The 25,682-nt window shown below is 37.5% G+C and carries 24 protein-coding genes; 13 read left to right on the forward strand and 11 right to left on the reverse strand.

Going from position 1 to position 25,682, the window contains the following annotated elements:
- The first annotated feature begins 234 nt into the window (after window positions 1-234).
- Window positions 235-1,845 (forward strand): bifunctional aspartate carbamoyltransferase catalytic subunit/aspartate carbamoyltransferase regulatory subunit, encoded by a 1,611-nt coding sequence (locus E4O01_RS13500; RefSeq protein ID WP_253692769.1) that lies wholly within the window; start codon window positions 235-237, stop codon window positions 1,843-1,845.
- On the opposite strand, the gene E4O01_RS13505 is transcribed toward E4O01_RS13500, so the two are convergent.
- Both E4O01_RS13505 and E4O01_RS13510 read right to left on the reverse strand, forming a co-directional pair.
- Window positions 1,842-4,247, reverse strand: coding sequence for an EAL domain-containing protein (locus E4O01_RS13505; protein WP_253692771.1), 2,406 nt, complete (start codon window positions 4,245-4,247; stop codon window positions 1,842-1,844). The two genes, E4O01_RS13500 and E4O01_RS13505, sit on opposite strands and share 4 nt — an antisense overlap.
- Before the next feature lie 186 nt (window positions 4,248-4,433).
- Window positions 4,434-4,760, reverse strand: coding sequence for a helix-turn-helix domain-containing protein (locus tag E4O01_RS13510; RefSeq protein WP_253692773.1), 327 nt, complete (start codon window positions 4,758-4,760; stop codon window positions 4,434-4,436).
- Window positions 4,761-5,003: 243 nt separating this feature from the next.
- Here E4O01_RS13510 and E4O01_RS13515 point away from each other — a divergent pair, with 243 nt between their 5' ends.
- From E4O01_RS13515 to E4O01_RS13535, 5 genes are read left to right on the forward strand one after another with little or no spacing between them, the layout of a single operon-like run.
- Complete coding sequence (locus tag E4O01_RS13515) at window positions 5,004-6,545, forward strand: hypothetical protein (RefSeq protein ID WP_253692774.1); 1,542 nt, start codon at window positions 5,004-5,006, stop codon at window positions 6,543-6,545.
- On the forward strand, window positions 6,505-7,641 hold the full coding sequence (gene dgcA, locus E4O01_RS13520) for a diguanylate cyclase DgcA (protein WP_371819585.1): 1,137 nt from the start codon (window positions 6,505-6,507) through the stop codon (window positions 7,639-7,641). Before E4O01_RS13515 ends, dgcA begins: the two co-directional genes overlap by 41 nt.
- Before the next feature lie 20 nt (window positions 7,642-7,661).
- Window positions 7,662-8,291 carry a rhomboid family intramembrane serine protease gene (locus E4O01_RS13525; protein WP_253692778.1) on the forward strand — a complete coding sequence of 210 codons (630 nt, stop codon included), beginning with the start codon at window positions 7,662-7,664 and terminating at the stop codon, window positions 8,289-8,291.
- Window positions 8,292-8,311: 20 nt separating this feature from the next.
- A complete protein-coding gene (locus E4O01_RS13530; RefSeq protein ID WP_253692779.1) occupies window positions 8,312-8,992 on the forward strand; it encodes a hypothetical protein in 681 nt (226 codons plus the stop codon).
- A 3-nt stretch (window positions 8,993-8,995) separates the two neighbouring features.
- Window positions 8,996-9,979 carry a tRNA-dihydrouridine synthase family protein gene (locus E4O01_RS13535; RefSeq protein WP_253692780.1) on the forward strand — a complete coding sequence of 328 codons (984 nt, stop codon included), beginning with the start codon at window positions 8,996-8,998 and terminating at the stop codon, window positions 9,977-9,979.
- On the opposite strand, the gene E4O01_RS13540 is transcribed toward E4O01_RS13535, so the two are convergent.
- Together E4O01_RS13540 and E4O01_RS13545 are read right to left on the reverse strand one after the other, a co-directional pair.
- Window positions 9,976-11,538: an LTA synthase family protein gene (locus tag E4O01_RS13540; protein ID WP_253692781.1), complete on the reverse strand. Its 1,563-nt coding sequence runs from the start codon at window positions 11,536-11,538 to the stop codon at window positions 9,976-9,978. The two genes, E4O01_RS13535 and E4O01_RS13540, sit on opposite strands and share 4 nt — an antisense overlap.
- A 22-nt stretch (window positions 11,539-11,560) precedes the next feature.
- The gene (locus E4O01_RS13545; RefSeq protein WP_253692782.1) at window positions 11,561-12,757 is read right to left on the reverse strand and encodes a coenzyme F420-0:L-glutamate ligase; all 1,197 of its coding nucleotides are present in this window, start codon (window positions 12,755-12,757) and stop codon (window positions 11,561-11,563) included.
- A 148-nt stretch (window positions 12,758-12,905) separates the two neighbouring features.
- Here E4O01_RS13545 and fliS point away from each other — a divergent pair, with 148 nt between their 5' ends.
- Both fliS and E4O01_RS13555 read left to right on the forward strand, forming a co-directional pair.
- The gene (gene fliS / locus E4O01_RS13550) at window positions 12,906-13,346 is read left to right on the forward strand and encodes a flagellar export chaperone FliS (protein ID WP_253692783.1); all 441 of its coding nucleotides are present in this window, start codon (window positions 12,906-12,908) and stop codon (window positions 13,344-13,346) included.
- An 11-nt stretch (window positions 13,347-13,357) separates the two neighbouring features.
- Window positions 13,358-13,831: a flagellar biosynthesis protein FlgN gene (locus E4O01_RS13555; RefSeq protein WP_253692784.1), complete on the forward strand. Its 474-nt coding sequence runs from the start codon at window positions 13,358-13,360 to the stop codon at window positions 13,829-13,831.
- Here E4O01_RS13555 and E4O01_RS13560 read toward each other — a convergent pair.
- From E4O01_RS13560 to E4O01_RS13570, 3 genes are read right to left on the reverse strand one after another with little or no spacing between them, the layout of a single operon-like run.
- Window positions 13,828-14,742, reverse strand: a complete 915-nt coding sequence (locus E4O01_RS13560; RefSeq protein ID WP_253692785.1) for a hypothetical protein — start codon at window positions 14,740-14,742, stop codon at window positions 13,828-13,830. The genes E4O01_RS13555 and E4O01_RS13560 overlap by 4 nt on opposite strands.
- Window positions 14,743-14,763: 21 nt before the next feature.
- Complete coding sequence (locus E4O01_RS13565) at window positions 14,764-15,630, reverse strand: HoxN/HupN/NixA family nickel/cobalt transporter (RefSeq protein WP_253692786.1); 867 nt, start codon at window positions 15,628-15,630, stop codon at window positions 14,764-14,766.
- A 7-nt stretch (window positions 15,631-15,637) separates the two neighbouring features.
- On the reverse strand, window positions 15,638-16,288 hold the full coding sequence (locus E4O01_RS13570; protein ID WP_253692787.1) for a DUF1007 family protein: 651 nt from the start codon (window positions 16,286-16,288) through the stop codon (window positions 15,638-15,640).
- A 102-nt stretch (window positions 16,289-16,390) separates the two neighbouring features.
- On the opposite strand from E4O01_RS13570, the gene E4O01_RS13575 reads away from it, so the two are divergent.
- Window positions 16,391-16,810 carry a metal-dependent transcriptional regulator gene (locus E4O01_RS13575; protein ID WP_253692789.1) on the forward strand — a complete coding sequence of 140 codons (420 nt, stop codon included), beginning with the start codon at window positions 16,391-16,393 and terminating at the stop codon, window positions 16,808-16,810.
- Window position 16,811: 1 nt separating this feature from the next.
- Here E4O01_RS13575 and E4O01_RS13580 read toward each other — a convergent pair whose 3' ends face one another.
- From E4O01_RS13580 to E4O01_RS13595, 4 genes are read right to left on the reverse strand one after another with little or no spacing between them, the layout of a single operon-like run.
- Window positions 16,812-17,729 carry a PSP1 domain-containing protein gene (locus E4O01_RS13580; protein WP_253692790.1) on the reverse strand — a complete coding sequence of 306 codons (918 nt, stop codon included), beginning with the start codon at window positions 17,727-17,729 and terminating at the stop codon, window positions 16,812-16,814.
- An 11-nt stretch (window positions 17,730-17,740) separates the two neighbouring features.
- A complete protein-coding gene (locus E4O01_RS13585) occupies window positions 17,741-18,301 on the reverse strand; it encodes a YaaR family protein (RefSeq protein WP_253692792.1) in 561 nt (186 codons plus the stop codon).
- Window positions 18,302-18,310: 9 nt separating this feature from the next.
- Window positions 18,311-18,730, reverse strand: coding sequence for a bactofilin family protein (locus tag E4O01_RS13590; protein WP_253692793.1), 420 nt, complete (start codon window positions 18,728-18,730; stop codon window positions 18,311-18,313).
- A 2-nt stretch (window positions 18,731-18,732) separates the two neighbouring features.
- Window positions 18,733-19,764 carry a M23 family metallopeptidase gene (locus E4O01_RS13595; RefSeq protein ID WP_253692795.1) on the reverse strand — a complete coding sequence of 344 codons (1,032 nt, stop codon included), beginning with the start codon at window positions 19,762-19,764 and terminating at the stop codon, window positions 18,733-18,735.
- Window positions 19,765-20,020: 256 nt separating this feature from the next.
- On the opposite strand from E4O01_RS13595, the gene E4O01_RS13600 reads away from it, so the two are divergent.
- From E4O01_RS13600 to E4O01_RS13615, 4 genes are all read left to right on the forward strand, one after another.
- Window positions 20,021-21,568, forward strand: coding sequence for a phenylalanine--tRNA ligase subunit alpha (locus tag E4O01_RS13600; protein WP_253692797.1), 1,548 nt, complete (start codon window positions 20,021-20,023; stop codon window positions 21,566-21,568).
- A gap of 33 nt (window positions 21,569-21,601) precedes the next feature.
- The gene (locus E4O01_RS13605; protein ID WP_253692804.1) at window positions 21,602-23,227 is read left to right on the forward strand and encodes an alpha-glucosidase; all 1,626 of its coding nucleotides are present in this window, start codon (window positions 21,602-21,604) and stop codon (window positions 23,225-23,227) included.
- A gap of 77 nt (window positions 23,228-23,304) precedes the next feature.
- Window positions 23,305-24,285 carry a lipoprotein TP_1001-related protein gene (locus tag E4O01_RS13610; RefSeq protein WP_253692806.1) on the forward strand — a complete coding sequence of 327 codons (981 nt, stop codon included), beginning with the start codon at window positions 23,305-23,307 and terminating at the stop codon, window positions 24,283-24,285.
- Window positions 24,286-24,357: 72 nt separating this feature from the next.
- Entirely contained in the window at window positions 24,358-25,599 is a 1,242-nt protein-coding gene (locus E4O01_RS13615; RefSeq protein WP_253692808.1) for a DUF3798 domain-containing protein, read from the forward strand.
- The last annotated feature ends 83 nt before the right edge of the window (window positions 25,600-25,682 follow it).

The following is a 25,682-nucleotide window of genomic DNA, read 5'->3' on the forward strand; positions in this document are numbered from 1 at the left end:
AAAAAATTTTAAAAAAATACTTCCCGGCGCATGTCAATTCTCCTATTGACAGCTTTTTTATTTTTTGGTAAGATTACTTTTAATGAATGCAGTTAAGCTGTATTTTCATGGGGGTGCGAGATGATTTATTCTGGAATTAATATAAGCTGCGATTTTTGCATTCCTCTTTTATTTTGAGAACATCGGTTTTTCCGATGTTTTTTTTTGCATTTTTGTTTTTGACAGGAGTTTTAAATGGAAAACAAATTTATGGGCAGGTCGCTGACGGTAATCGATGATTTATCAATCGATGAAAGGAAGTATCTTTTTGAAAAGACAAGAGATCTAAAAAAAGCCATTCAAGAAGATGACCGGAAAGTGATGGATGAATTTAGGATTAATGATAAAGACTTCGGTATATATGAAGTCTTTTTGGAATCCAGCACCCGTACAAAGGAATCGTTTAGGAATGCAGCAAAATTTCATCAGGTAAAATTGAGCGATCTTGCCGTAGAATCCTCTTCTTTTAATAAGGGGGAAAGCTATGCGGATACCTTTAATACCCTTGCCGGTTATCAAAACAGCATCTTCATTGTACGCAGCAAGGTAGAGGGAGTCTGCCGTTGGCTTGAAGATGAGGCACAGACCTTTTATCAAAGAAACAACTTAAAGCGTAAACCTGCCTTTATAAATGCAGGCGACGGAAAACATGAACATCCGACTCAAGAGCTGCTTGACGAATTTACCTTTATCGAAGATAACAACTGGTCATTTAAAAATATTCACATAGCCCTTGTTGGAGACTTATACCATGGCCGTACGGTTCACTCAAAAGCCGATGGTCTTAAAATTTTTAACTCGGTAAAGGTTGATCTGATAGCTCCTTCTGAACTTGCAATGCCTGAATATTACAAGGTAAGAATGAAAGAAAACGGGTTTACCGTAAGAGAATTTTCCTCAATAGAAGAATATCTTAAGCAATCCGATATTGCCCTCATCTGGTACTTTACCCGGCCGCAGCTTGAAAGGATGGGTGAACAGGTTCTAAAAAAACAAGATGAATTACGTCGTTCTATTACTTTCCGAAAGGAATTTATCGAAAAACTTCCCGAGAATACCTGCTTTTATCATCCTTTGCCCAGACATCGGGTTCATCCGACGATTCCTACCTTCTTGGATACGACTTCTCTTAACGGCTGGGAAAGGCAGTCCATAAACGGAATGTATGTCAGAATGGTTCTTCTTTCGATGATAGCAGGCAAGATAGGTTCCGATTATAAGGGGCCTGAGTCTAAACCATGTTCATCTTTTGAGGATGAAGATTATATAGTAGAAGTTCCGGTAGGAGGCTCTGCAGGCGGCAGCAAGGTAGAAACCTTTTCTGAAGGAGTCCGTCCGATACAAAACGGAATAGTCATTGATCATATTTGCCGAGGAGACAGTCCTTCGGTAATAAGGCACCATATGTCCAAGATAATAAACGTTATGGGCCTTGAAGAAGGAAGGGGAGGCGAGTGGGTATCGACTTCCACAAAGGATAAGGGGATTTTTAAGGGCATTATTTTCCGTCCGGGTGAATATAAATTTTCGAGAGCCGATTTAAAGCGGCTTTCGGCTGTTGCTTCAAGCTGTACCCTTAATCTTATAAAAGACGGAAAAATTCAAGCAAAATACCGGACTCATCTGCCGCCGCGTATTTACAACTTTGAAGACTTGATTTGCAAAAACGAAGCCTGCGTCTCTCATCCGGCCCAGTCCGAAGGTGTTCCGGCTATTTTTCACCGCACCATCGACAATAGATATGCCTGCCAGTATTGCGGCACAATTCATACCTTCAAAGAAATTTGGGGTGAAAAAAAGAACTAGAACCTATATCCGTTCCTATCAGTATGAGGATTTATAGCCTCTCTGATAGGAATAGGTTTTTGGAATGCAAATCCTTGTCCGTAATCAATACCTATGTCCTTTAAAATTGCGACAATCTCATCTGTTTCTGCATATTCTCCTATCGTATAAAGACCAAGATGATAGCACATATCCCTCATGGTTTTGACCATCGAAAAATCCACATAATCTTTATCTATCGACTTTATAAATGAGCCGTCAATTTTTATGTAATCTATCGGAAGGGTCTTTAAATACGGGAAAGAAGAAAATCCTTTTCCAAAATCATCTAATGCAAAAGAAAATCCCTGTTTTCTTAACTCGGTAACAAATTGAGAGGTCGCTTCCAAATTTCGGACTGCGCAGCTTTCCGTAATTTCAAAACAAAAATTGTGAGCCGGCACATTGAAGGTTTTGCGGGTTTCTGCTATGAATTCTACAAGGTCGTTGGAAAAAAACGACTCGGCCGAGATATTGATCGAAAACATAACTTTTTGATCCAGATATCCCATCGCCGATGCTTCGGCAAAAAAGGCAAATGTTTTCCGTATAACCCATTTGTCTATTTCGTATATAAGGTTATACCTTTCGGCTATCGGAATAAAAATATCGGGCATTATAACGTGATCATCATCGGTTTTAAGTCTTATCAAAATTTCATACTTAGGACTGTGAAAAATGCCGTTTAAAGGAACAATTGCCTGTGTGTACAATTCAAACTTTTCTTCTTTAAGAGCTTTTTGGATTGTATTTAACCAGAACGAAATATTGCCGCCCGAAAAGCCTGCTATTCCTGAAACAGTTGACAATTCATATCTGTTCCCTCCGTTTCTAAACGCAAGCGAACATGCATCATACACGTTTGAGATTACGTCCTGTGCGTTTTGAGGTATTTTGGGAATGTTTACAATACCGATACTGATACAAATAGTAAGTTTTTTTTCGTTCCAAATAAAGGATTCATTATTGATTTTATTTATGAGTGTTTCTGTAAAGCTGCACACCTGCTCTTCGTTTCCGCGATAAAAAATTGCAAATTCGTCTCCGATAACATGCATAAAGTTGTCTTCGGGTATGCCGGTTTCGTTTATGTGGTTTAAAATTACGGAATATACGTGCTTTATAAGGTCATTGCCTGCATAATATCCCCAAAGCTGGTTTATAGTTTTAAATTTATCTATGTCCAAATACAAAAGATATGCCTTGTTGTTATCGTCTATTTCAAGAATGGTATTATCTATTTTTTGGGTTAAGGTAAGGGAATTTAAGCTGAAATTTACATCCCCTATGGGCAGAGTTTTTGCATGTTCAACTACTGCATTGAAGCTCATTGCAATTCTTGCTAATTCATGATTTTGCCGTTCTAAAAAATCGAATTTAACAAGCTCATTGTTTTTTGCTGCCTTTTCCAGACGGTTTGTTATAGTTTCAATAGGCGAGGCTAATTTTTTTCCGATTATGAGAGATAAAATACCTACAAACACAACAAGAGTACAGGCAAATAGAATAGTTCTGAATTTTAGGCCGTTTATGGGGTCATAAAAATCCGATGCAGGTATTGTAAACCCGACTGTCCAATTGGATACTTCAGATTGAGCAAAGTAAAAGAGCCTTTCCTTGCCGTCATAATCCTTGATTACAGGCAAGAGCCCGTTGTAACTGCCGTCGGATTTTAACTTGTCTATATGCTCTATAAAAATATCACCGCCTTCAATATCAGAAAGGTTTGTAGATTTATTAAGATTTAATCGGTATTCTTTATTGGGATGAGACAATATACGGTAATCTTTACATATTAAAAAAGAATAAGAATCTTCATTCTTTTTTAATTTTTCGATAAGAGATAGCAATTCTTCAATTCTTATTTCGCCTAAAAATATACCCGGAACGCCGTCTTTTGATGTAAACCGCTTTAAAACCGAAAATGCTACCGAATCGGGAAGAGAGCTTATACTGCGGTATGGATTGGTTATTACCGCTTTTTTTGTATCTTTTGCTGCCCTATACCAAGGTCTTTTTCTCGGATCAAAAGAATCGGACGGTTCCCAGTTTTGTCCGTTTGCAAAGACTCCTGTTTCATAAAATACGGCATAATCGGTGTCGGGATGCATCTTATTAAGATTTGCCAAAAATCCTGTACATCCCTTATAATCCGTAATATTCATATAGGTTAAGGTTTCTATGCTTTGTTCAACGATAGTAATTTTTTCGATAAGCCACTCATCTATTTCTTGAGCAATAAGCTTAGCTTTTAGTTTGTTTTTATTGTTCAGATTGATCGAAAAAATATTTGCTGCATAAAAAAAGTTAAGGAATACAGAAATAATTATTAAGACACTAAATACTATTGCATTTGAGAGAATAATCTTCTGTTTTAATCTCATGCCTCCCTCCTTCAAATGGATGCGAAAATTTATGTTCAGAATTATTTTACAAATATTGACAGTAAAGTAAAGATATTAAATGATACCGTTTTGATTTAAAATAAAAATACTGCTTTATCCTTATTTAAGGTATAACTAAGGTATCGTATAAAAGTTACTTATTGCCTTAAATTGCTTTAATTTGTCTTATGATTCGTTTTTACAATGACCTAAAGTATGTTTTTTTAATAATCTATTTAAATCGGCAATAAGTTCGCTGTGGCGGCCGGCTATTATCATCAAATCTTTTTCATTAATATCATCCGTAAGAAACAGTTCATACGGCGAGGTGTTTAATGCATCGGTTATTTTTGATAGTGTTGAGGCGGAAACCCATTTTTGTTTATTTTCGATTGCATTAATAAATGCAATGGATACATCTGCTCTTAGCGCCAATTCCATTTGAGACATTTCTAATTTATGTCGAATTCGTTTTATATTCTTAGCCAAAATAGACGAATAATCGTAACCCATATTTAATAATACCCCCAAAATTTAATACCCGCAAAGAGCTAATGGTATAATAAATTATTCTATCGGTTGAATTTCAGATAATGAGTAAAAGAGCGGTGCCTATCTTGCAAATAAGAATAATTTTTGTTAAAATAGTAGGTGTTAATTTTATCTAATTTAGTTCAATATATAAAAGATTTTTTCCGCTCTTTGTTTTTTGCCGGTGAAGAGGATGTTAACTCACAGAAAGCTTTACGCTATATCATGCAGGAAGTAAAAAAATGTAAGTACCCCGTATACCGTAATGATAATACTGTCTTGGCCGGCTTGCCCATGATTATCCATGAACTTTACAGGATAACTTTACCGTTTAAAAATATTTTAAAAGAATCTGTCTGCTCAAACGATATTCGTGTTTCAAGTTTCTTTTTGGATAAACTTGTGGAGATTTCATTTTCAGAACAGCAAAAAAAATTGAGAGAGAATATTGCTTTCAGTAAACGGATGGAGCAATTTTCGGATTTGGTAAGCGATGATTTTGATCAAAAAATTAAGGATCAAACCAAGGCTTTTGACGATCTTTTATTTTCGCTAAACGAACCGGCTTTTAAAGCTATGGATATAAAAATAAGCAAACTTTTTACGTTCTTCGATTTTTGCAGTTTTCAATTTAATACCTTCTTCGCTTATTTTGATCCGGGGTTTAACGCGATTATCAATACCGATACCGTAAAAGAGCATTATAGTTTTGAGAATGTGGACGGAATGAGCATCCTTCAAGAGATTCTTGATCTGGATTATCTTATTCGGAATATAACCATCGATGACCATTTGCTGGAAGGTCTTATTTTTATCAATTCGATTCTTCCTGAAGATAAGCAGGCCGACGAACTTTATATAAAAAAGAATTTGAAATTTTTTTCTTCTGCGCTGGAAAACAATCTCGGTACCAATACCTTAATAAATCTTGCAAGGCTGATTAAAAAAGACCCTAAGTTTGAAGATACAACAAAATCTCCCCGTGCTTTTTCAGAAACGGAAGAATATAAGACAAGGCTTATAGCAGCTTTTAGTGCCGACACAAAAAAAATACTCAAATTGAGGCAAGATGCTCAAATGGTATCCCTCATAGGCGATTTGTTCGGCGATATCGAGATTATTAGTTTGGAAGTTTATAATGAAGTGCTGAATAATAAGATTCAAAGTTTAACGGGGCATTCTTTGGATTGGATAAAGCCTTTAGAAATAGTTAAAACATATTCAAAAGTTTTTTTTGAACCCGCTATTGAACCTTTTTTACGGGAGCTTTTGGTCGAAGGTCTTTTTGAAGACAGAAAAATGAAGTCGGATTTTGCTGCAGATTATTATTTTTGTTCTTCGATTATAGAAAAAATAGACGGAATGGAAAAAGTTATGTACGGCAAAAATGAGTCCTCGGTAGAGCTTATCAGGGGATATTTAACAAGAATAGAAGCCGGCGGCGATTTTGAAAAGGCCCTTTCAAAAATTCTTGATGATATCAATTTGCGTGCAAAGAAATTATTGGAAGAAGCCGGCAAGCACTATTTAGACCTGCTTAAATTTTGCAAATTGATAATAAAAGACAGTTATAAACCCGTACCCGAAAATGTACATAACATAACGGCAATGATAAATTCTACAAAAAATAAAGACAGATTTGCTGCTTTTGCAAATGGGATAGAAAATTTTGAAAAAATGATAGAACTTTTAAAAAGATATGTTGTTATCGATATGTCCGAATTAAATGAAAAGGCAGGTAAAAATTATGAAAACGGCGCCAAATGAAAAATTGCTTAAAAAGGCATTGCATGCAGGAAATTACAAAAAATATGCTGATAAAATTTTTCATCAAGAAAAAGAAATCTTCGATTTAAAACAGCTGCTTCAGATATCAAAGAGTTTGAACTCGGTTTTGGAATTTGACCGCCTTATTGAAGCGATATTATATGTAGTAATGGCCCAGCTTAAAACTTTCGGAGCTGCAATTTTTACAAAAAAATCTTTTGACGATAATGTTTTTGTTTTAAACCGTGATCATTACGGATTCGATATATCCCATGACATTCAATATTCCATCAGTATCGACCATCCTCTTATAAGTTTTTTGGATAAATCGGATTCGGGGTTTACTCCGGATGAAATAGGTAAAAATATAAAAACCGACAAAGTTGTGGAAGCCTTATTCGGTCTTAAACCTTCTTTTTTTGTACCCTTAAAAGCAAAGAATCGAATGATAGGTTTTTTACTATTAGCCGAAAAGATGGAAAGTTCGCATCAATTTACCGATTACGAAAAAAATATCATAGAAAACATTGCCTCTCTGGCGGCCATAGCCATAAACAATTCCCAGCTTTTGGAAATGACCACCACCGATATAATGACACATTTAAAATTAAAGCATTACTTTTTTACTCTGCTTATGGAAAGACTTGATATTATAAATTCTTCCGGAGGAAAAAAAGAACCTGTTTCTATTTTGATGATAGATATAGATTTTTTTAAGAAGATAAACGATACATATGGTCATGCTGCAGGAGATTCTGTTTTGGAGGAAACTGCACGGATTATAAAATCTTGTACCCGATGTGCTGATACGGCAGCAAGATACGGCGGAGAAGAATTTGTTGTTATGCTTAATAATACCCCGGCCAATGATGCTTTAACCATAGCCGAAAGAATAAGAAAGTCGGTGGAAGATAAGGTTGTACTTTACGACGGTAAGCAAGTTAAAGTTACTATTTCGATAGGTGTATCTAGTTATAATTTTGATCTTGAGCCGGCAAAGTCTTTGGTAGATCGGGCTGATAAGGCTCTTTACGAGTCTAAACAAAACGGCCGAAATCGTGTAACATTATCTCAAAATAACTTGCCGAAAGTTTAGAAATTTTCGATATTCTATATATGAAATATTTACGAAAGCCTTTTAAATATACATATAAAAATGCCGTGCTTGTAATAGCGCTGATAAATGCGGTAGTTTTTGTGCTTACAAGTCTCTTTAGAAATTTGAGCGCATATTTAGGCTTAGTGCCTATTCTTGTAGTATATGCACAAACTTATTGGCAAATATTTACCTATCAATTTGTTCATGGAGATTTTTTTCACTTAGCATTTAATATGCTTACCTTATTCTTTTTCGGAGTTCCTGTAGAAAAGAAAATAGGAACAAAGGAATTTGTACTTTATTATCTTTTGATAGGTACAATCGACGGGGCCTTGAGTTTTTTAGTATACGCTGCAACAGGTTTTTACAATATTACCCTCGTAGGTGCATCAGGCGCAATTTTCGGTGTTCTGCTTTTATATGCGGTAATTTATCCCAATTCAATAATCTATCTTTGGGCTGTTGTTCCTGTACCTGCTCCTCTTTTGATTTTAGGCTATGCAGTAATTGAACTTATCAGTATATTCTCGGTAGGTGACGGAGTAGCTCACTTAACACACTTCATAGGTCTCCTTACAGGCTGGGCATACATCAGAATCCGCTTCGGTATCAAACCTCTTAAAGTCTGGAATTCAACGGGAAGGTAAAATTATCCGATAATTAGGCTATGAGAAAGTTCATTGCAGGCGTTCTTTTTTTTGTAAGTTTTTATATATATGCGGATATTTATTCCGGCTCTTCTGAAAGTGATGCTTTGATTGTGAGGGCTCCTGTCTGGGTCTTTGTCGAAGAAGCTCCTAAAGTGAGCGATGATGAAGATAAGGCAAAATTTATTCCGCCCAAAGAAGCCTTGCTTGAGCTTTCTTCCTATATCATTTCAGGCATGACCTACGGTTTAAAATTTTCTTATACGCCTTCCGATAAAAAACGCAATGTAAAAGAGTATTTTGAGCTTGAATCTGTATTTAAGCCGGACCCTCAAAATATCAGATTTACCGATGTAAGAGTAAAATATCCTTATTGTTATTCTTGGGCCGAATACGGAATCCCCGAATCCTATGCAGGGCATTTTAAACTTTGGACAAAAAATTCTCATAAGACGATAAAGGGGCGGGGGCATGGAGACCGCTTTGAAGAGCTGGCCGGCGTATATGCTGCTTATACCGATGCGGTAAAAAATGCCGTAAGGGATTATGCAAGAGGTTTTTTAAAAAATAAACCCAAAGAAATTAAGGGTGCCGTTTTGATAAAATCTCCTCCCCGGCTTTTTGTAGAATCGGGTTTTTTTAAGGCTGAACTTGAGCTTTATATCCAAATTGATGAAATTATAAAATATACGGTTTTTTAACTTATGAATTTGATATCTGCGCCCATGGCTGCAATAACTCACTCTGCTTTTAGAAGACTCATAGCCTGTTTTAAAGAGCCGGGTGAGTATTTTTCCGAAATGATACATGCGCCCTCTGCTATATCGGGCGGAGGTTTTGAAAAATGGTATTTTAGGACAAATCCGTCGCCTGAAAAGCTTGTTTGGCAGATTACGAGCCCCGATGCTGAAGCTGCTGCCGATTGTATTCCGCTTTTGCTTCAATACGGCGGTTTTGGTATCGATTTGAATATGGGCTGCTGCGCTCCGCAGATTGTAAATACGGGAGCCGGTTTTGCATGGATGAAAAAGCCTATATTAGAAACCGCCTCCTTGGTAAACAAAGTTAAAAAAGCTGTTTTGCTGTATGATGAGCAAAACTCAGGACCACAAACAAAACCTGTGCGCTTGAGCGTAAAACTGCGTTTAGGTGAGAAAGAAGACTACGATAAGCTTTTATCCTTTTGTAAAATGCTTATTTCGGAAGGAGCCGATTTAATTACCCTCCATCCCCGCACCCAAAAACAAAAATATTCCCGGCCCTGTAAACATGAGTATACCGCCCGGCTTGCTTCCGATTTAAGCATCCCTGTTTACGGCAACGGAGATATAAATTCCCTTGAAACTTTAGAAAAAAATGCATCAAAATATCCATGTTCGGGATGGATGATAGGCCGGGCTGCAGTGCAAAAACCGTGGATTTTTTATGAACTATCAAAGCCGAATAAAAAACGAGAAATAGATTTATTAAAAACAGCAGAGCTGTTTTTGACATTTTTACAAGAAGAACAGCCCAAAGAATTCCATCTTACAAGGGCTCAACGTTTTTTTGCCTTTTTTTGCGATAATTTCAGCTTTGCCCACCATATAAAAAGCAAGGTTTTAAATTGCAAAAATCTTGATGATATGCTTTTCAATTTAAGAGTTTATTTTGAGGAAGTTCCTGAAGACAGGTTGATAATGGTCTAGTGTTTTTTCATCAGTTTTTCTTCATAAAAAATTGAAGGCTTTTCGATTTCGGAATTAAGCTTTTTTAAGCCTTTTTCTTCGAGGAGAGTTTTTTGGTCCGAAAAAAGCGAGCGGCCCAGGCCTAAACCCTTTGCATTGAATTCTATACCCAAGCTTTCTACAATTGTGGGGAAAAGATCAAAAGTAGTAAATTGACGATTTTTATTTTTATCGGTTGTCTTTGCCGAATTTATAAAGGCATTATAAGGATGCCTATCCTGCAATTTGACTGTCGGAAGATATAAATCTCCTCCCATGTATAAGTGATCGCCCAAAATGACTATTGTGGTATTTTGATAAAAAGGTTGAGTTTTGGCCCATTCCACAAAGTCATAAGCTTTTTTTGAAGCACCTGCATAGACATTATGTATTTTTTCAAAATAAATGTTGGGGCATTTTTCATCGGCATAGCCATGAGGAGAATGCGTGTCGGCAGTAAAAAAGATGTAAGCAAAAGGTTTCTCCTCTTTTGAAAGGGCTGTAATATCTTCCCGTGCAAATTGATATAGCTTTTCGTCTTCAAAACCCCACCACACATTATAATCTTTCGGTATTCTGCCATTCTCGACAAAATAAGAATAATCTTGAACCTTAAAATTTTTATGATCGGTTAAAAAATTACCCAAACAGCCGAAATCTTTGTCGGCGGCCATACTGAAAATAAGATTATAGCCGTTATCATATAAAAGGTCTCCAAGGCCGTAGCCTCCTTCCATAAACCTGTTTATTTTTATGGCCGAAGAATTCAAGGTTGAAGCGCTAAAATAAGAATTAAAAGACGGCAGATTTAAAATAAGCGGAACTCCCAAATTTAAGCAGGTAAGTGAAGCGATTGAATGAGAAGTTCCTACAACCTGTGTAACGCCGCCTAGTTGTTCACTATGGCTGAATGAAAGATTTTGTTCGGCTATCTTGCGTAACTCCGGAATAAGATCATATCTGGATAGCCCGCCGAATTCTTTTGAAACCGCGCTTATTTCCATAGATTCAAGATAGAGTATTATAAGGTTTCGTTTTTTTTGAGGAAAGGAAAACTCTACCTTTGCAGGGTCTATATAGTTTTTTTCATAAAGGTCTGTGGGCGGGCTCAGTTTATAATAAGCATATTGAATATACTCGAACTTATATTGACTGTAGCCTAAAAAAATACATATATAAATCAGGATATAAAGGCGCGGTCTTTTTATCAAAACAGGGAAAAGGCGGTATATTTTTCCTTTTTTTGTTTTTAAGACAAGTTTTACCTCTTTTAAAATCAGAATGAGGTTTACTAAGGATAAGATTACGGGAACGGCGAGGGCTTTTAGGTAAAAACTTACAAGCACCGCGCTGCTTGTGCCGTCAATAGGTGTTACAGCGGTAAAAATAAGCTGATCTATTTGGGCATGAGGAAATATGCCTAAAAGCCATATTATAATCATCACTATAAAGGCATATAAAAGCACAAAAAGGCTTCCTAAAAAGGCTTGTTTTTTCTTTTCTTTTTTACTTGCGAATTCAATTTTTTCCGATACAAACATAGTTCATTTTCAAACCAAAAGATTAACCTGTATATTTATCGAAATATCCTTGTATAAATATTATGGGGGTTCCCTTGTCTCCGCTTCCCGATGTCAAATCTGAAAGAGAGCCGATTAGATCAATAAGCCGTCTCGGTGTAGTTCCTTGAGATTCCATAGAATCTATATGGGATGTCTCTTTTTGATGCTTTTCGATATATTCGGCAATTTTTTGTTTTTGCTCTTCTTCATTTAGGTCTTTAAAGTTATTGTCAGCCAAATATTTTAGCTTTACCTCATTGGGTTTGCCCTCAAGACCTTTTGTATAAGCCGGCGAAACAACAGGATCCGCCAGTTCCCAGATTTTGCCTATCGGATCTTTAAAAGCTCCGTCGCCGTAAACCATTACTTCAATCGTTTTTCCTGTTTTTTCCTTTATTATTGTCTGAATCTTATCGACAATGACTTGGGCGTTATGAGGGAAGAGTTTTATCCTGTCATCCCCCGACTTATTGGAGCCTAATAGGCCGTAAGCCGAGTTAAAACCGCTTCCGTTTACTGAGCTGCTTAAAATATCGTCAAGGCCCAAAACTGTTTTTGCTCCTGCCTTTTTTAATAGTTTTTTTGTTCTGTTTCGGGTATGAATGTCACAGGCTAAAACCGAATCGGTATATTCGATTATTTTTTTAGGGTCATTGGATAAGATTACAAAGGATTCGGGGTTGTGTTTTTTGATTATCGAGTCATAATATTCTATATAGTCCATCCCGGTAAATTTATGTTTGTGGTCTCCAAATTTGCTTCTAAATTCTTCTCTGGTAAAGGAATTTGTCCATGGATTTACATCGGAGTCTTCAAAAACATCCGGATCTATCAGGTGGTTTCCTACCTCATCGCTTGGATAGCTTAGCATTATGATGAGTTTATTTTTTGAGCGGGCTATGCCTTCTAAACAAACCGAAAAACGGTTCCGGCTCAAAATCGGGAAGATTAAGCCTATGCATGAGTCTCCGAATTTTGCTTTTATATCGGCCGCTATATCGTCAGCTGCTGCATAGTTACCTTGAGCACGGGCAACAACAGATTCGGTAATTGAAAGTATATCTCTGTCATTTATTGTAAACCCTTCTGCTTTTGCCGCATTTAAAAGGGTGTCGGCTGCAATGGATGCGATATCGTCGCCTTCCCGTATAATGGGAGCGATTAGACCCCGCGATGTAGTTCCTACAAATTTCTTCATTATTGAACCTCAGATAAATATTATAGGAGCTTTTTTTTTGTTTGTCAATAAGTTTTTAGCGGCTTATGTTTATGTAACTTTTTTCTAAAGGCTTTATTTTAAATACCGATAATTTTAACGATACCTATGTTTATTTTTGGAGGGGGATATGAGTTATAATAGTCAGGCTGCAGCGGCCTATAAGGAAACGAGTGTTAAAACGGCAAGTCCGGGCTCTCTTATTCTTATGCTTTATACTGAGGGGATAAAGGAAATAAACCTCGCAATTTCTAAAATGAATGTGCCTAAAATTCCTGCAAAAGATATAGAACCGATTAACAATCATATAATTAAGGCTCAAGAGATTATAACCGAGCTTATGGCTGCCTTGGATATGGATATCGGAGGAGAAATAGCTGCAAATCTGCTTTCTATTTATTCATATTTTAATCAACAGCTTTTAACGGCAAATTTAAAAAAGGATTATAAACCTTTGATGGATGTAAAATCTATGATGCAGGAATTACATGATGTATGGAAGCAGATTATTGTGTCACAGCCTGTACCCCAAAGATCTGCAGTTTCTGTAGGTGTAAACATAGCGGGTTAAGAGGGGAATTTATGAAAAAAACATTGAGCCGTCAGGAAATAGATCAAAGAGTCGCCGTTCTTAAAAGATTTAAAGAGCTGTTACAAGAACAAAGAAAAAAATTCAGTGATTATCTTGTAGTTCTTGAAACCCAAGAAAGAAGTATACACAATGACAACATAGATGCCCTTGTTCATCACACCGAATTGGAACAGTCCATAATCGGGGATATTTTTACGATTCAAAAGGTAATAGACCCTATAGAAGAAATGTACCGCTTCGGTATGCCCGATAAGGACGATACCGAAGTTGTAAAACTGAAATCGGATCTTGATAAACTTCAAGTTCAGGTTATAGATCAAAACAAAAAAAACCGGGAACTTTTGCAATCCAGAATAGCTGATTTAAGGCAAGAAATGATATCCATAAAACCGGATTACAGATATACCGTACAAGCTCTTTTAAAGCAAGAATCTCCTGCCGGTTTAGTGGATATCAGTATTTAGTTTTTAGATTTTAAGTATTCAATGTCTTCTTTTATTGTACCAGCTCTAAAAGACTGGGGTGCTTTTTTTAAAGCCGTTTCAAGATACTCTATTATTTTTTTTGCAGGAGTATTAGGCAATCTGGAGTAAAAATATGCAATATTGCATAATATTCCTTGTTCTTCTTCGGGGTTTAAAAATCCCGTCTCTAGGGTTTTGTTCAATTCTTTTATTATTTCGCTGTATTTTTGCTGTTTAAATAGGGGTTCAATATTTAACTGCATTCTTCCGAGTATAAAAGCTCCCAATAAACCGCTTTCGTTTGAAGGGTCGCTTTTTATGCCTTCATCAAAAAGGTTTCTGTATTTTTCGGAATCGACAAGATAAATTTTATCAAAGAACATATTTATTGCCCTGATTTTTTCCGTGCCGCTTACCTCATCTATATTTTTACGCAAGGCTTCTACAGTTTTTCCTTTTTCTTTTAGTTCATCAAGATATTCCAAAAAAGCAGGCCCGGTTTTGATTTTTTCAGGGAATAGATCCGAATGGTAAATGTCTCCGTGTTTATTTATTAAGCAAAGGTGAGGAACCTGAGTAACATTATAAGAAGAAAAGAGTACATAATTTTTTTCCAATTGCACGGAGTTCATTGTGCTTTCATCTTTGACTATATCTACATTATAAAAAATAAAATCTTGGTTTATTTTTGAAAACAGACTGTTGGTAAATACATTTTTTAATATTTCCTTGCTTTGCGGATCGGTGTCAGAGGCCGTAAAAAGCATCAGTCCTTGTTTTTTTGATGCGGCTATGTCTTTTTCAATGTTAGAGCCGTCCATTTTCCAATTCTTTTGTATACTTGAGCAGCTTGCAATTATAAGTGCAAAGAAAACAAATAGGTAAATTTTTATAAGATTTATAAATTTCATATTAACTCCCAAACGTAAATTTTATTTTAGTATTCTAAACAAACTTAAGATAAAAGGCAAGGCCGTCTTTACCGAAATATACAGTAAAAAGACATAGGCTCCGATCTGAAGAACTGAGCCGATTGAAGCGACTAGTTTTTCTTTATTTTTTAGTTTGTAAAAAAGGCTTGTCCGTCCGGCCCAGGCTAAATATCCCGAGGCTATTATCGGGAGGCTCATGCCGAACGACATGGCTGTTACGGCGAAAATTCCGAGGGGTAAAATATTTAAACTTACCGCTAAAACCAAAACAAGCATTGCTGCAGGGCAGGGGTAAATGCCGCTGAGTAAAATTGCTCCCAGTTTGAGTTTTTTATGATTTGTGTCTTTTTTTGTTTTGATATCTTTTACGGCGTCAATTATTCCGTAAATAGATAAGGCTATCAAGATTAAAAAGGAAATGCCTTCCATATATATCATTGCATCATTTGAGCGTGAAAGGACAGCGCCTGAAAGGCCCTTAAAAATGAGCATCAGTACTATAGCCGCTCCTCCGTGAGTTCCTGCAAGTGCAAGGCCTGTAAAAAGAGGCTCGAATCTGTTTGATTCTTTTGCAAGATAAAACGAAAAAATAATCGTTTTTCGGTGGCCGGGGCCTGCAGCGTGAACCAATCCGTACAAAAAAGCAATTCCCAGTATAGACACTAGAACATTAAAGTTTTTGCTTTCTTTCCAATCATTTATATAATCGCCTAGTTTTTGATTTAAGACCCTCTGTCCTTTTAGTATATTTTCTGAAGGTTGTCCTTGATATACCGGTGTAGGGGAAGTTTTTTTACCTGTAAACGGATTGGCGGTTAAAAATGATAAATTTAAGATAAAAAGAATAAGAATGCATTTTTTTTTCATAAGCGTTTTAAAACCTAATTCTCACTTCCTTAGGATAGTAGGTGTTAAGACCGGGAGCCCATTTATAATATATCCTATTATCATCCATTGCCCCCAGAGGGTCATAATAGACCGGATAGTTTTTGTTTTCGATAATAGTATATGCAGGCTGTATCAGACTTTTATCGTGTATGAATTTGACCGCCGTATTTTTAGGATAGGTGATATCGCAAAAAAAAGTGTAATCATAACAGGCTAAAAATATTTCTTTTCCTTTAAATTTGCTCAGATCTATGAAAAATCGGTAGCTTAAAATTCCTTTATTTTGCCAAACCGAAAAAGAAGATTTTTCAATGTGTTCAGGAGTTGTCCTTTTTTCTCCTTGCCTTATAAATGTAAAATAATAAAAATTTTCGGAATAACTAAAAGCATTTTCATATACATCGGCGGTTTCTTTTGCATTGAATACGCCGTCTCCGTTTAAATCGAAGCCGCTTATTATGTCTGCGCTAAAAAATCTGTCAAAGGTCCATGTAACATACGCTCCTTTTAAAGTTTTCCCCGAAAAAATTACTTCGAGAGAGCTTGTAAACCACATATGGGGATGAGAAAAGGACTGAAAACTTATTAAGATTAAAAATATAAATACCAATATAGATTTTTTTGATTTTATGACCATATTTTTATTTTTCCGCTCAAACATAAAAATAGAACAAATATTCTTTTGATATGATACAAGAAAGTTCTTGTTTTGTCAAAGGAAATAGTGTATAATATCAGTATGAATAAACGAACACATGTAGCAGGAACTATTACTTCTTCAAAAGAAGATTATCTTGAGCGGATTTATGACTTGTCTTTGATTGATGAAAAGGTAAGATCTATCGATGTTGCCCGCGCATTGAATGTTTCTCGAGCAAGCGTTAATAAATCTCTTGGGGGACTAAAAGATGACGGATATATTGAGCAAGAGCCTTATGGAACCATTACCTTAACAAAAAAAGGAAGGGCTATTGCAAAGGACGTCCGTATGAGGCACAATGCTCTCAGAGCGTTTTTAACGCAAGTTCTTAAAGTAGATTATGAGATTGCAGATATGGATGCCTGCGAAATGGAACATGCAATAAGCAAACATACGGCAGATAAGCTTTATGCTTATTTAAAAAAATTGGGTATAACCGAAGAAGAGTCCGGTAAATAATTTATTTTACCTGCCATTTCCCGCCGATATTAACTATGCGTTTTGAGGGCAGGGAAAGGATTCTGCCGTCTTCGCCTAATAGGGAGACCATTTGGGTTAGAAGGTTTACCTCGGTAATCTTGAAGGTTGTGCCGTCGTATGGGAATCTTGCTCCTTCAGGCGGCATGGCTTTTCGGGTCTCTGCGTACCAGTCATATTCGTAAGAAAGGCAGCATAGAAGTCTGCCGCATTGCCCGGATATTTTGGATGAATTAAGAGACAGATTTTGTTCTTTTGCCATTTTTATTGAGACGGGTTTGAGTTTATCGGTTACGTTATGGCAGCAATAGGGGCGGCCGCAGCAGCCGAGTCCTCCTATGATGCGGGATTCATCCCTAACTCCTATTTGCCTTAGTTCAACCCTTATTTTAAAGACTGCAACCAAGTCTTTTACCAATTTTCTAAAATCGATACGGGTGTCTGCACTAAAAAAGAATAAGACCTTGGGTTCATCAAATAGAAAATGACAGCCTATAAATTTCATTTCCAAATTGTTTAAAGCTACTTTTTCTTTGAAAATTTTGGCAGCTTCTTTTTCTTTTTTATTGTTTTCGTCTAAAATAATTTCTTCTTCGGCGTTTATTTTCCGGATGATATTTACAACCTCGTCGGGATTGGCGTTTATGGGAGTTTTTACTATGCCGCCGAATCTTGCGACATCATTTCCGTATCTTGTGGGTACAAGGACAAAGTCACCGGCCTTGAATTCCTGATTTTCAGAGGCTGTTGCATAGAAACTTTCTTTTGAATAGTCCAAGTTTAGCTCATACAGGGGCTGAGGAAAATCGTTAGGATTTGAGCTTGTTTTTAAAGGTTTTTGAACCCCATCTTCAAGAGATTCAATATCGTCTATATTATTTTCATTAATATCATAATCCATGGTTATCCTGCCTATGTTGTTAAGTTAATTAAAAGACCTTTTATTTCATCCAGCTTTGCCAAAATTTGCAGTTTTTCGAGTTGATTAAATAAAAGCTCCTGTGTTAATTTGTCTATTTTTTCGTCAATAACTTTTACTATTACGTAATTACGCTGTTTTAGGGGATTTATCCCTCCCGAAGTTACAGCCTTTGCATCAAGCGAATTTTTGACTGCAAATCGGACAAAGTCTTTTACTGCCTTTTTATATTTGCTGATTGTTTCGGCATTTACATTATCAGCCAAATTAGCTCCGCTTGAGTAAACGTCATCCTGCAAAAGAGCTATGATATCATCCACAGCTTTTTTTCTTTCTTCGGGATTAAGGCCTTCAAGTCTTTTTTCGTAATACGATTCTTCCGATTCCAAGGTTTCCGTGCTTAAAATCGTATCCAAAAAAGTCTTTTGTTTTTTTGATTTAGCTTCATCCGTTTTTCGTGTCTGATTTTTTTGAAGAGGTGAGTCTTTTGCTATCAGGGGTGCTGCTGTATTAAGAGCGGAAACATAGTTGCTTGTATCCACAGAGTTTCCCATAGGTTTACCTCACCTGGAATGAACAAGAGCAGAGGCAGCAAGGCCTTGCCTGTTTTTATATTCTTTTTCCGCTTTTTCAAATTCGCTTTGATTATCTACGGCAAAGCAGTAGCCGTGCAAAAATACATCATCGTCCAAGCGTATTTTTTTTGTCAAGACCGAGCCTAAAACAAGGCCTGTTGATAAGATTACCACACTTTCCGGGGCTATAACATCGCCTTGAACCATTCCGCCTATGGTTATCGATTTGGCATGTATGTTGCCGCGGACTCTGGCGTTTTCTGCAACTATAACTCTTCCGGGAGTTTTTATGTCTCCGTTTATATCTCCGTCCACACGCAAAAAGCCGGGCACACTTAAACTTCCGTTTACAAATGTTCCGGGCCCTACAATGGTGTTGATGGAAATATCGTCAGTGAATTCGGCCATGTTTATTTTTTTCTTCCGGTGTTTTTAATGTTTAGATATTTCATTGGATCTACAACATCCGAACCTATGTGAACTTCATAGTGCAAGTGAGGTCCTGTGGATATACCGGTGTTTCCGACATAGCCGATAACCTGACCTTTTTGTACATGCTGTCCGCGTGTTACTCTAAACGAGCTTAGGTGAGCATATCTTGTATAAAAACCGTGTTTATGTTTGATGATAATGTAGTTTCCCCAACCGGAATCCGTTTCGACGGTAATAACTTGTCCGTCAGCTGTAGCCATAATCGGGTCTCCTGAGCGGCCTGTCGCGAGGTCGATTCCTGTATGGATGTACCATTGGCCGGTAAAAGGATGGCGGTTTTGGCCGAAGGCCATAGTAATATGCCCGATACCTCCTTTGATAGGCCAAAGACTGGGAATATCCGAAAAGAGGGCTGTTTGAGTGTCCATGAGTTTTGCCATTTCCTGTACAGGTTGAATGGAGTCTTGTAAATAGGCTGAAAGTTTTTTTAGTTCGCTTACTTCCCGTGCTGTTCCTTGAGCTTGTTCTTGGACATTGAAAAGAAGAGAAAGGTCGCTTGAATCATCGCTTTCTGCTCCGGTCTCCATAATGGATTGTAAACCTAATGATGTTAATGTAGAAGAAAGAGTGGATTGAAAATTCTTGGCATTTTTTAAAAGGTCATTTGTTTCGTTTTTTAAAACGTTAAGGCTTGCCTGGGTTTTTCTTGTTTCTTCTTTTAAATTGGCAAGTTTACGTGCCGATGCAATAGATTCGGTTGTAAACCAAAAAAATGAAGCTAAAATACCCACAAGCAAGACGGAAACAAATATAATCGAAAAGATGCTTGCCTGAAAATTTACAACCTTCTTTTGCGAGTGCGGAACAACCATGATGGTAAGTTTTTTGCGCCCGCCGTTAATGAATTTCATTATACCTTTAGATACGGCGCCGCAGAAGGCTTTAAAAAGTTCGTTAACATACCGTACTAAATTGTTTTCTGCTCGTTTATATGTTCGTGTTCTTGACACTTTAAACCCCTTAAACTATTTTTGACTATACCATAATTAAACAACAAAAGCGTACATCAGATTTCAAAAATTATCAGTACCGTCTATTTTTTATCGGCTTTTTAGGTCAAATTATTTAGCGCAAAACCGACACTCTATTATATAATAACTAAGATTTTTTGTAAAGTCCTAAAAAATTATATAAGCGAAATTGTGTACAAAGAGTTGAAAATATGCTATAATCTGCTATCTTTTTAGATAAAATTTCGGAGTAATCATGGATATCAAAAGTATTATAAAGAATCTTCATCCTCTTGAGATTAAGGTTTTAAAAAATTTTAAAATAGGCGAGTATCTTGACAACAAAAAACTTGAGCTTAAACTTTCATATAAAGAAGGACACGCAAATCAGGTTTTCTCATGGCTTAAAATGAAGGGGCTTATAAAAGAAACCGACCGTAAAAAACACATATTTTTTGAACTTACAAATATTGGAACAGATTTTGCCGAACACGGCACTCCGGAACAGAGAATTTTACGGCTTTTAAAAGAAAAAGGCGAGCTGAAGCTACCTGAAATCGCTGAAGCTCTCAATTTGGAAAATAAGGACGTAGGTTCGGCCTTCGGTATTCTTTCAAAAGAAGGCGCCGTTAAGATGAATGAAGAAAAAAAGGCCGCCTTTGTGCAAGAACCTCAGTCAAAACGCTTTAAAATAACTGTTGAGCTGTTGAAAAAAGGACTTAAAACCGAAGGCCATATCATAGCCGAGGAAGAACTGGACGAAGAAGAACGTGAAATTATTAACTCAATCGCAAAAAAACGCGGAGCCGCAGACAGCCCTTATAAAATTGTAGAGCGCGACTCTGTTGTTTACGGCTTTACTGAAGATGTTCCTTCTCTCCAAAAAGAGCTTGAAGCCGAGGGGATAACGGGCGATGAAACAGGTCAGCTTACAGCCGATAGTTTAAAAACCGGAAGCTGGAAAAACCAAACCTTCAGAAGCTACAATATAAATCTTCCGCCTGCCAGAATAGTTGCGGGAAGAACTAATCCCTATTGCGACTTTTTGGAGGGCGTAAAGGATAAGCTTGTAGGTTTGGGCTTCGAAGAATTTGACGGACCCCTCGTAGAAACCGACTTTTGGAATTCTGACGCTCTTTTTATGCCCCAATTTCATGCAGCCCGCGATATTCACGATGTTTATTACATAAAAAATCCGACCCATGCAAAGAGCATTGAAGAACCCTTTTTATCCCGTGTTGCCGAAGCCCATGAAACAGGCGGAAAAACGGGAAGCCGCGGCTGGAATTATTCCTTTGACAGAAACTTTACAAAACGCCTCTTATTAAGGAGCCAAGGCACTGTTCTTTCAGCCCATCAGCTTGCAAAGGCAAAAATTCCCGGAAAATATTTCGGTATAGCCCGATGTTTCCGTTATGATAAGGTCGATGCAACCCACTTATCGGACTTTTACCAAACCGAGGGCATAGTTTTAGGCAATGAGGTAAACTTAAAGACCCTGCTTGGAATCTTAAAAATGTTTGCCGTCGAAATAGCCGGAGCTACCGAGGTAAAATACGTCGGCGGTTACTTCCCCTTTACGGAACCTTCTATTGAAGTACACATAAAGCATCCCGTTTTGGGCTGGTTCGAGCTTGGCGGTTCAGGTATTTTACGCCCCGAAGTATCGAGAACGATGGGAGTCGATGTTCCGGTCTTGGCATGGGGAATAGGTATCGACCGAATGGCCCTGATGGCCCTAGGCTTAAACGACCTACGAGAACTGTTCAGCTCGGATATTGAGGGTGTCAGGCTGAGAAAGTAAGACTTTATACGCTTTATAAAAGGAGGAAAATTTATGGAATGGTGGAATAAGCGGGTTTTTTATCAAATATATCCTAGAAGTTTTTGTGATGCAAATAATGACGGCATGGGGGATATTCAGGGTATTATTTCCAAACTGCCTTATTTAAAAGATCTGGGAATAGGAGCGATTTGGCTTTCTCCTGTTACTGCTTCCTCCGATTATGACAACGGCTACGATGTTTCCGATTATTGCGATATCAATCCCAAATTCGGCACCATGGACGATTTTAAAGAACTTTTAAAAGAAGCGGATAAACTGGATATAAAGATTGTTATGGACTTGGTTATAAACCACACAAGCGATCAACACAGGTGGTTTATCGAATCTAAAAATCCGGCATCTCCTTATCACGATTACTATATATGGAAAGAGCCCAGACTTGTAAAAGGAAAGAAGATGCCGCCCAATAACTGGGACAGCCTTTTTTTGGGGCCGGCATGGAAGTATTGCGAAGAAAACGGACTTTATTATCTTCATCTTTTTACCGAAAAGCAGCCCGATTTAAACTACCGCAATCCCGCCGTAATTGAAGAGGTAAAAAAGATATTGAAATTTTGGCTGGATATGGGAGTCGCCGGTTTCCGCTGCGATGTTATAAACTGCATTTACAAAACTTCTTATGAAGATGCAAAAAAAAGAAAGATTAAAACGGGCAAAGAGTTTTATCTTTCGCAAAAAGGCTGTCACGATGTTTTAAAAGAGTTACATAGGGATGTTTTAAAACCCTATAAGGCTTTTACGGTCGGTGAAACTATGGATGTTTCTTTGGAAGAAGCTAAGGAATTCCTTGATGATGAATTGACTCTTGTGTTTCCTTTTGAGCATCACACGGGCGTAGACTGCTGGTTCCACATTCCCGTTTTTAAACGGAAATATAAGCCTTTCCGAATGATTAGAATTTTAAAAAAATGGCAGACTAAAATGCCGTGGACTCCTCTCTTTTTTGAAAACCATGATCAAACCCGCTCCGTTTCGCGTTTTGGAGATGAAGGAAAATACTATAAAGAAAGCGCAAAAATGCTTGCGACCGTTCTTTTAACCCAAAAGGGAACTCCCTTTATCTATCAGGGGCAGGAAATAGGACTTACCAATACCGATTTTAAGAGTATGGACGAGATAGACGACATAGCTACAAAAAATATTTATAACACTCTCCGCCGTTTTAAATTCGGTAAAAAAAGATCCTTTAAAATGGCTATGAATTATGCCCGTGATAACGCAAGGACTCCCATGCCTTGGGATGATTCGGAAAACGGAGGTTTTTGCACGGTAAAGCCTTGGCTCCGCCTTAACGAAAAATATAAAACGATAAATGTAAAGTCAAATATTTCCGATCCCGATTCTTGCTTTAATTATTATAAAAGATTGATAGCTTTAAGGAATTCGGAAGAAGCCTTGCAGTATGGAGAGATCGAATTCTTCAATTTGGGAAAAGATATTTTTTCTTATTACCGCAAAAAGGATGATAAAACATTTTTAATAATTTCAAACATGTCAGGGAAGGTTCAAAAAATAAAAGAAGAAGTTAAGGGGCTTCCGATATTATTTAATTATAAAAATTTTAATCCTCAGCAAAGAATTTTAAGACCCTTTGAGGTTATAATTACAAGAATTTAATCTGATTTTTTTAAAAAAAATTTAGAATTTTACTCTTTAACTCAAAAAAAACATATAAGATAAGTAGGAGGTCTTTTATGATAAAAAGATTTTTTTTACTTTTTATGTTGGTTTTGGGCTTATTTGCTTCTTGCAGCGGAATGATTGAACAGCCGGGGTTTGTTTCAATTTTTTCCGGAGCAGATGGGAATATCACTCTCAAAAATATCGAGCAATCTCAGGATAACGGGATAACCCTAGTCTTTGAAGGCGAAGTGAAAAATATAAGAGCTCACGCCCTCAGAGGGAATTCTACTGAAGAGCTTGTATGTAACATTCAAGAAGCTGCATCTGGAGAAAATATACAGGCTAAGACTGTTTTTAAGATTACGCCTATTGCGAATTTTGAAATAGGTGAAGATTTTAAAATCTGTGGGCAGGTTGATTCGGCTTTAAATCAATGTCTTGATTTTGAGCTTCCTTTTAAGGCTGCAAATAATAATCCCGCCGAATTGGTTTTTTCTTCGTTAAAAATAGGTTCCGCATCAAAACCGGGTTTTATAAAATTGTTAGTAAAAAAGAGCGGAAACTTATTCGGATTGACACTTGTAAATGCCGGCAATTCGAAAGATAGGGATTATGTATTTCCTCCTTTTGAAGCAAAGAAAGGAAGTATCATCGTTTGTTATTGGTTTTTGCCCTTGGACGGTTCAGAGCCGGCCGATGGAACTTTGGTTTCATCCAATGATTGCGAGGCTCTTGAAACCGGAGAAAAGGCTTTTTGCTTTTGGGGAAGGGTCAAAAAATTTTCCCCCAAAAAAACAAACGCCGTTACCATTAAACAGCCGTATACCGGAGAACTTCAAGATGCCGTATTGTTTAGAAATCCGAAAGATGAGGATTGGGGCGTTCCCGAAATAGAGCAAGCCGCTTCAGAGGCCATCGATGCCGGAGTATGGAATCCTGACGGAGAAGTTTTAAACGCCGTCCAAGCCAATATAACGCCCACAAAAATACTTAAGCGGATTTCTCTCGAAACAATAAAACATAATGCAGCGGACTGGATTTTGACAAAATAATGAGAAAATGTGAATAAAAACTTGACGGCTAAATATATGTGTGTTACAATTTTTAAAAATGGAGGTTCATTTATGAAAAAGAGAACTTTGGTATTCGGTGTTTTTCTGATATCGTTATTTGTTTTTGTTGCAGGCTGCAATAAAGATACCGAAAAACAGGGAGCTGCATCGGCAGATATGAAAGGTCCGGCATATCACATAGGAATTATGACCGGAACAGTATCGCAGTCTGAAGACGATTTGCGCGGAGCTGAAGAGCTTATCCGCCTTTACGGATCCGTAAAAGACGGAGGAATGATTCAGCACATCACCTACCCTGATGACTTTATGTCTCAGCAGGAAACAACAATCTCTCAGATTGTAGCTCTTTCCGATGACCCTAAAATGAAGGCTATCATCGTAAACCAGGGAATCCCGGGAACAGCAGAAGCCTTTAAGCGCGTTAGAGAAAGAAGACCCGACATCCTCTTATTGGCAGGCGAAGCTCACGAAGATCCGCTCGTAATTCAAGCTGCTGCCGATATGATCGGAAGCCAGGATTTTATTTCCCGCGGTTATACAATTCCTTGGGCTGCAAAACAGCTCGGTGCAAAGAATTTCGTTCATATTTCCTTCCCCAGACACATGTCCTATGAAACATTGGGTCTTCGAAGGCAAATTATGGAAGAAGCTTGCAAGGACTTAGGTATTAACTTCTACTTTGAAACAGCTCCCGACCCCACAAGTGATGTCGGAACAGCCGGTGCTCAGCAGTTCATTCTTGAAAAAGTACCCCAGTGGATTGAAAAATACGGAAAGGAAACAGCCTTTTTCTGTACAAATGATGCTCACACAGAACCCTTGTTAAAGCAGCTTTTTGCTTACGGCGGTATGTTTGTTGAAGCCGACCTTCCTTCTCCTTTAATGGGTTATCCCGGAGCTTTAGGTATTGATCTTGCTGCAGAAGCAGGAGATTTCCAGAAGATTCTTAAAAAGGTTGAAAATTCCGTTGTCGAAAAAGGCGGAGCAGGACGTTTCGGAACATGGGCATACTCCTATGGATTTACCGTTTCGGCAGGTTTGGGCGAATATGCTCGACGTGTTATAGACGGAGAGGCTAAGAAGGGAAATATGGCCGACTTGGCAAAGGCTTACGGAAGATTTACACCCGGAGCAAAATGGAAGAGCGGTGCTTACATTGATGCCAGCACAGGCGTTAGATCAAAGAATCAGGTACTCCTGTTTATGGATACCTATGTTATGGGTCAGGGCTACTTACCCGCAACAGAACAAGATATCCCCGAGAAATACTTCAATATTAAGTTTCAAAAATAAAACCTTGTAGTTGAATTTTTAGGGAATCCTAACGGAGGGTCGGGACAAAGATCCCCGCCCTCCGTTTTTATTTTAAGGAACAA

Origin of the sequence: Treponema sp. OMZ 790, from assembly GCF_024181285.1 — a bacterium.
Classification (GTDB): domain Bacteria; phylum Spirochaetota; class Spirochaetia; order Treponematales; family Treponemataceae; genus Treponema_B.

Bases quoted from the DNA above. Each gene is read 5' to 3' on its own strand.
- E4O01_RS13600 (WP_253692797.1), top strand. From the start codon at position 20,021: ATGGATATCAAAAGTATTATAAAGAATCTTCATCCTCTTGAGATTAAG.
- E4O01_RS13615 (WP_253692808.1), top strand. From the start codon at position 24,358: ATGAAAAAGAGAACTTTGGTATTCGGTGTTTTTCTGATATCGTTATTT.
- E4O01_RS13555 (WP_253692784.1), top strand. From the start codon at position 13,358: ATGAAAAAAACATTGAGCCGTCAGGAAATAGATCAAAGAGTCGCCGTT.
- fliS (WP_253692783.1), top strand. From the start codon at position 12,906: ATGAGTTATAATAGTCAGGCTGCAGCGGCCTATAAGGAAACGAGTGTT.
- E4O01_RS13505 (WP_253692771.1), bottom strand. From the start codon at position 4,247: ATGAGATTAAAACAGAAGATTATTCTCTCAAATGCAATAGTATTTAGT.
- E4O01_RS13565 (WP_253692786.1), bottom strand. From the start codon at position 15,630: ATGAAAAAAAAATGCATTCTTATTCTTTTTATCTTAAATTTATCATTT.
- dgcA (WP_371819585.1), top strand. From the start codon at position 6,505: ATGAAAAGGCAGGTAAAAATTATGAAAACGGCGCCAAATGAAAAATTG.
- E4O01_RS13580 (WP_253692790.1), bottom strand. From the start codon at position 17,729: ATGGATTATGATATTAATGAAAATAATATAGACGATATTGAATCTCTT.
- E4O01_RS13515 (WP_253692774.1), top strand. From the start codon at position 5,004: ATGCAGGAAGTAAAAAAATGTAAGTACCCCGTATACCGTAATGATAAT.
- E4O01_RS13535 (WP_253692780.1), top strand. From the start codon at position 8,996: ATGAATTTGATATCTGCGCCCATGGCTGCAATAACTCACTCTGCTTTT.
- E4O01_RS13575 (WP_253692789.1), top strand. From the start codon at position 16,391: ATGAATAAACGAACACATGTAGCAGGAACTATTACTTCTTCAAAAGAA.
- E4O01_RS13610 (WP_253692806.1), top strand. From the start codon at position 23,305: ATGATAAAAAGATTTTTTTTACTTTTTATGTTGGTTTTGGGCTTATTT.
- E4O01_RS13585 (WP_253692792.1), bottom strand. From the start codon at position 18,301: ATGGGAAACTCTGTGGATACAAGCAACTATGTTTCCGCTCTTAATACA.
- E4O01_RS13530 (WP_253692779.1), top strand. From the start codon at position 8,312: ATGAGAAAGTTCATTGCAGGCGTTCTTTTTTTTGTAAGTTTTTATATA.
- E4O01_RS13510 (WP_253692773.1), bottom strand. From the start codon at position 4,760: ATGGGTTACGATTATTCGTCTATTTTGGCTAAGAATATAAAACGAATT.
- E4O01_RS13540 (WP_253692781.1), bottom strand. From the start codon at position 11,538: ATGTTTGTATCGGAAAAAATTGAATTCGCAAGTAAAAAAGAAAAGAAA.
- E4O01_RS13590 (WP_253692793.1), bottom strand. From the start codon at position 18,730: ATGGCCGAATTCACTGACGATATTTCCATCAACACCATTGTAGGGCCC.
- E4O01_RS13605 (WP_253692804.1), top strand. From the start codon at position 21,602: ATGGAATGGTGGAATAAGCGGGTTTTTTATCAAATATATCCTAGAAGT.
- E4O01_RS13500 (WP_253692769.1), top strand. From the start codon at position 235: ATGGAAAACAAATTTATGGGCAGGTCGCTGACGGTAATCGATGATTTA.
- E4O01_RS13525 (WP_253692778.1), top strand. From the start codon at position 7,662: ATGAAATATTTACGAAAGCCTTTTAAATATACATATAAAAATGCCGTG.
- E4O01_RS13560 (WP_253692785.1), bottom strand. From the start codon at position 14,742: ATGAAATTTATAAATCTTATAAAAATTTACCTATTTGTTTTCTTTGCA.
- E4O01_RS13570 (WP_253692787.1), bottom strand. From the start codon at position 16,288: ATGGTCATAAAATCAAAAAAATCTATATTGGTATTTATATTTTTAATC.
- E4O01_RS13545 (WP_253692782.1), bottom strand. From the start codon at position 12,757: ATGAAGAAATTTGTAGGAACTACATCGCGGGGTCTAATCGCTCCCATT.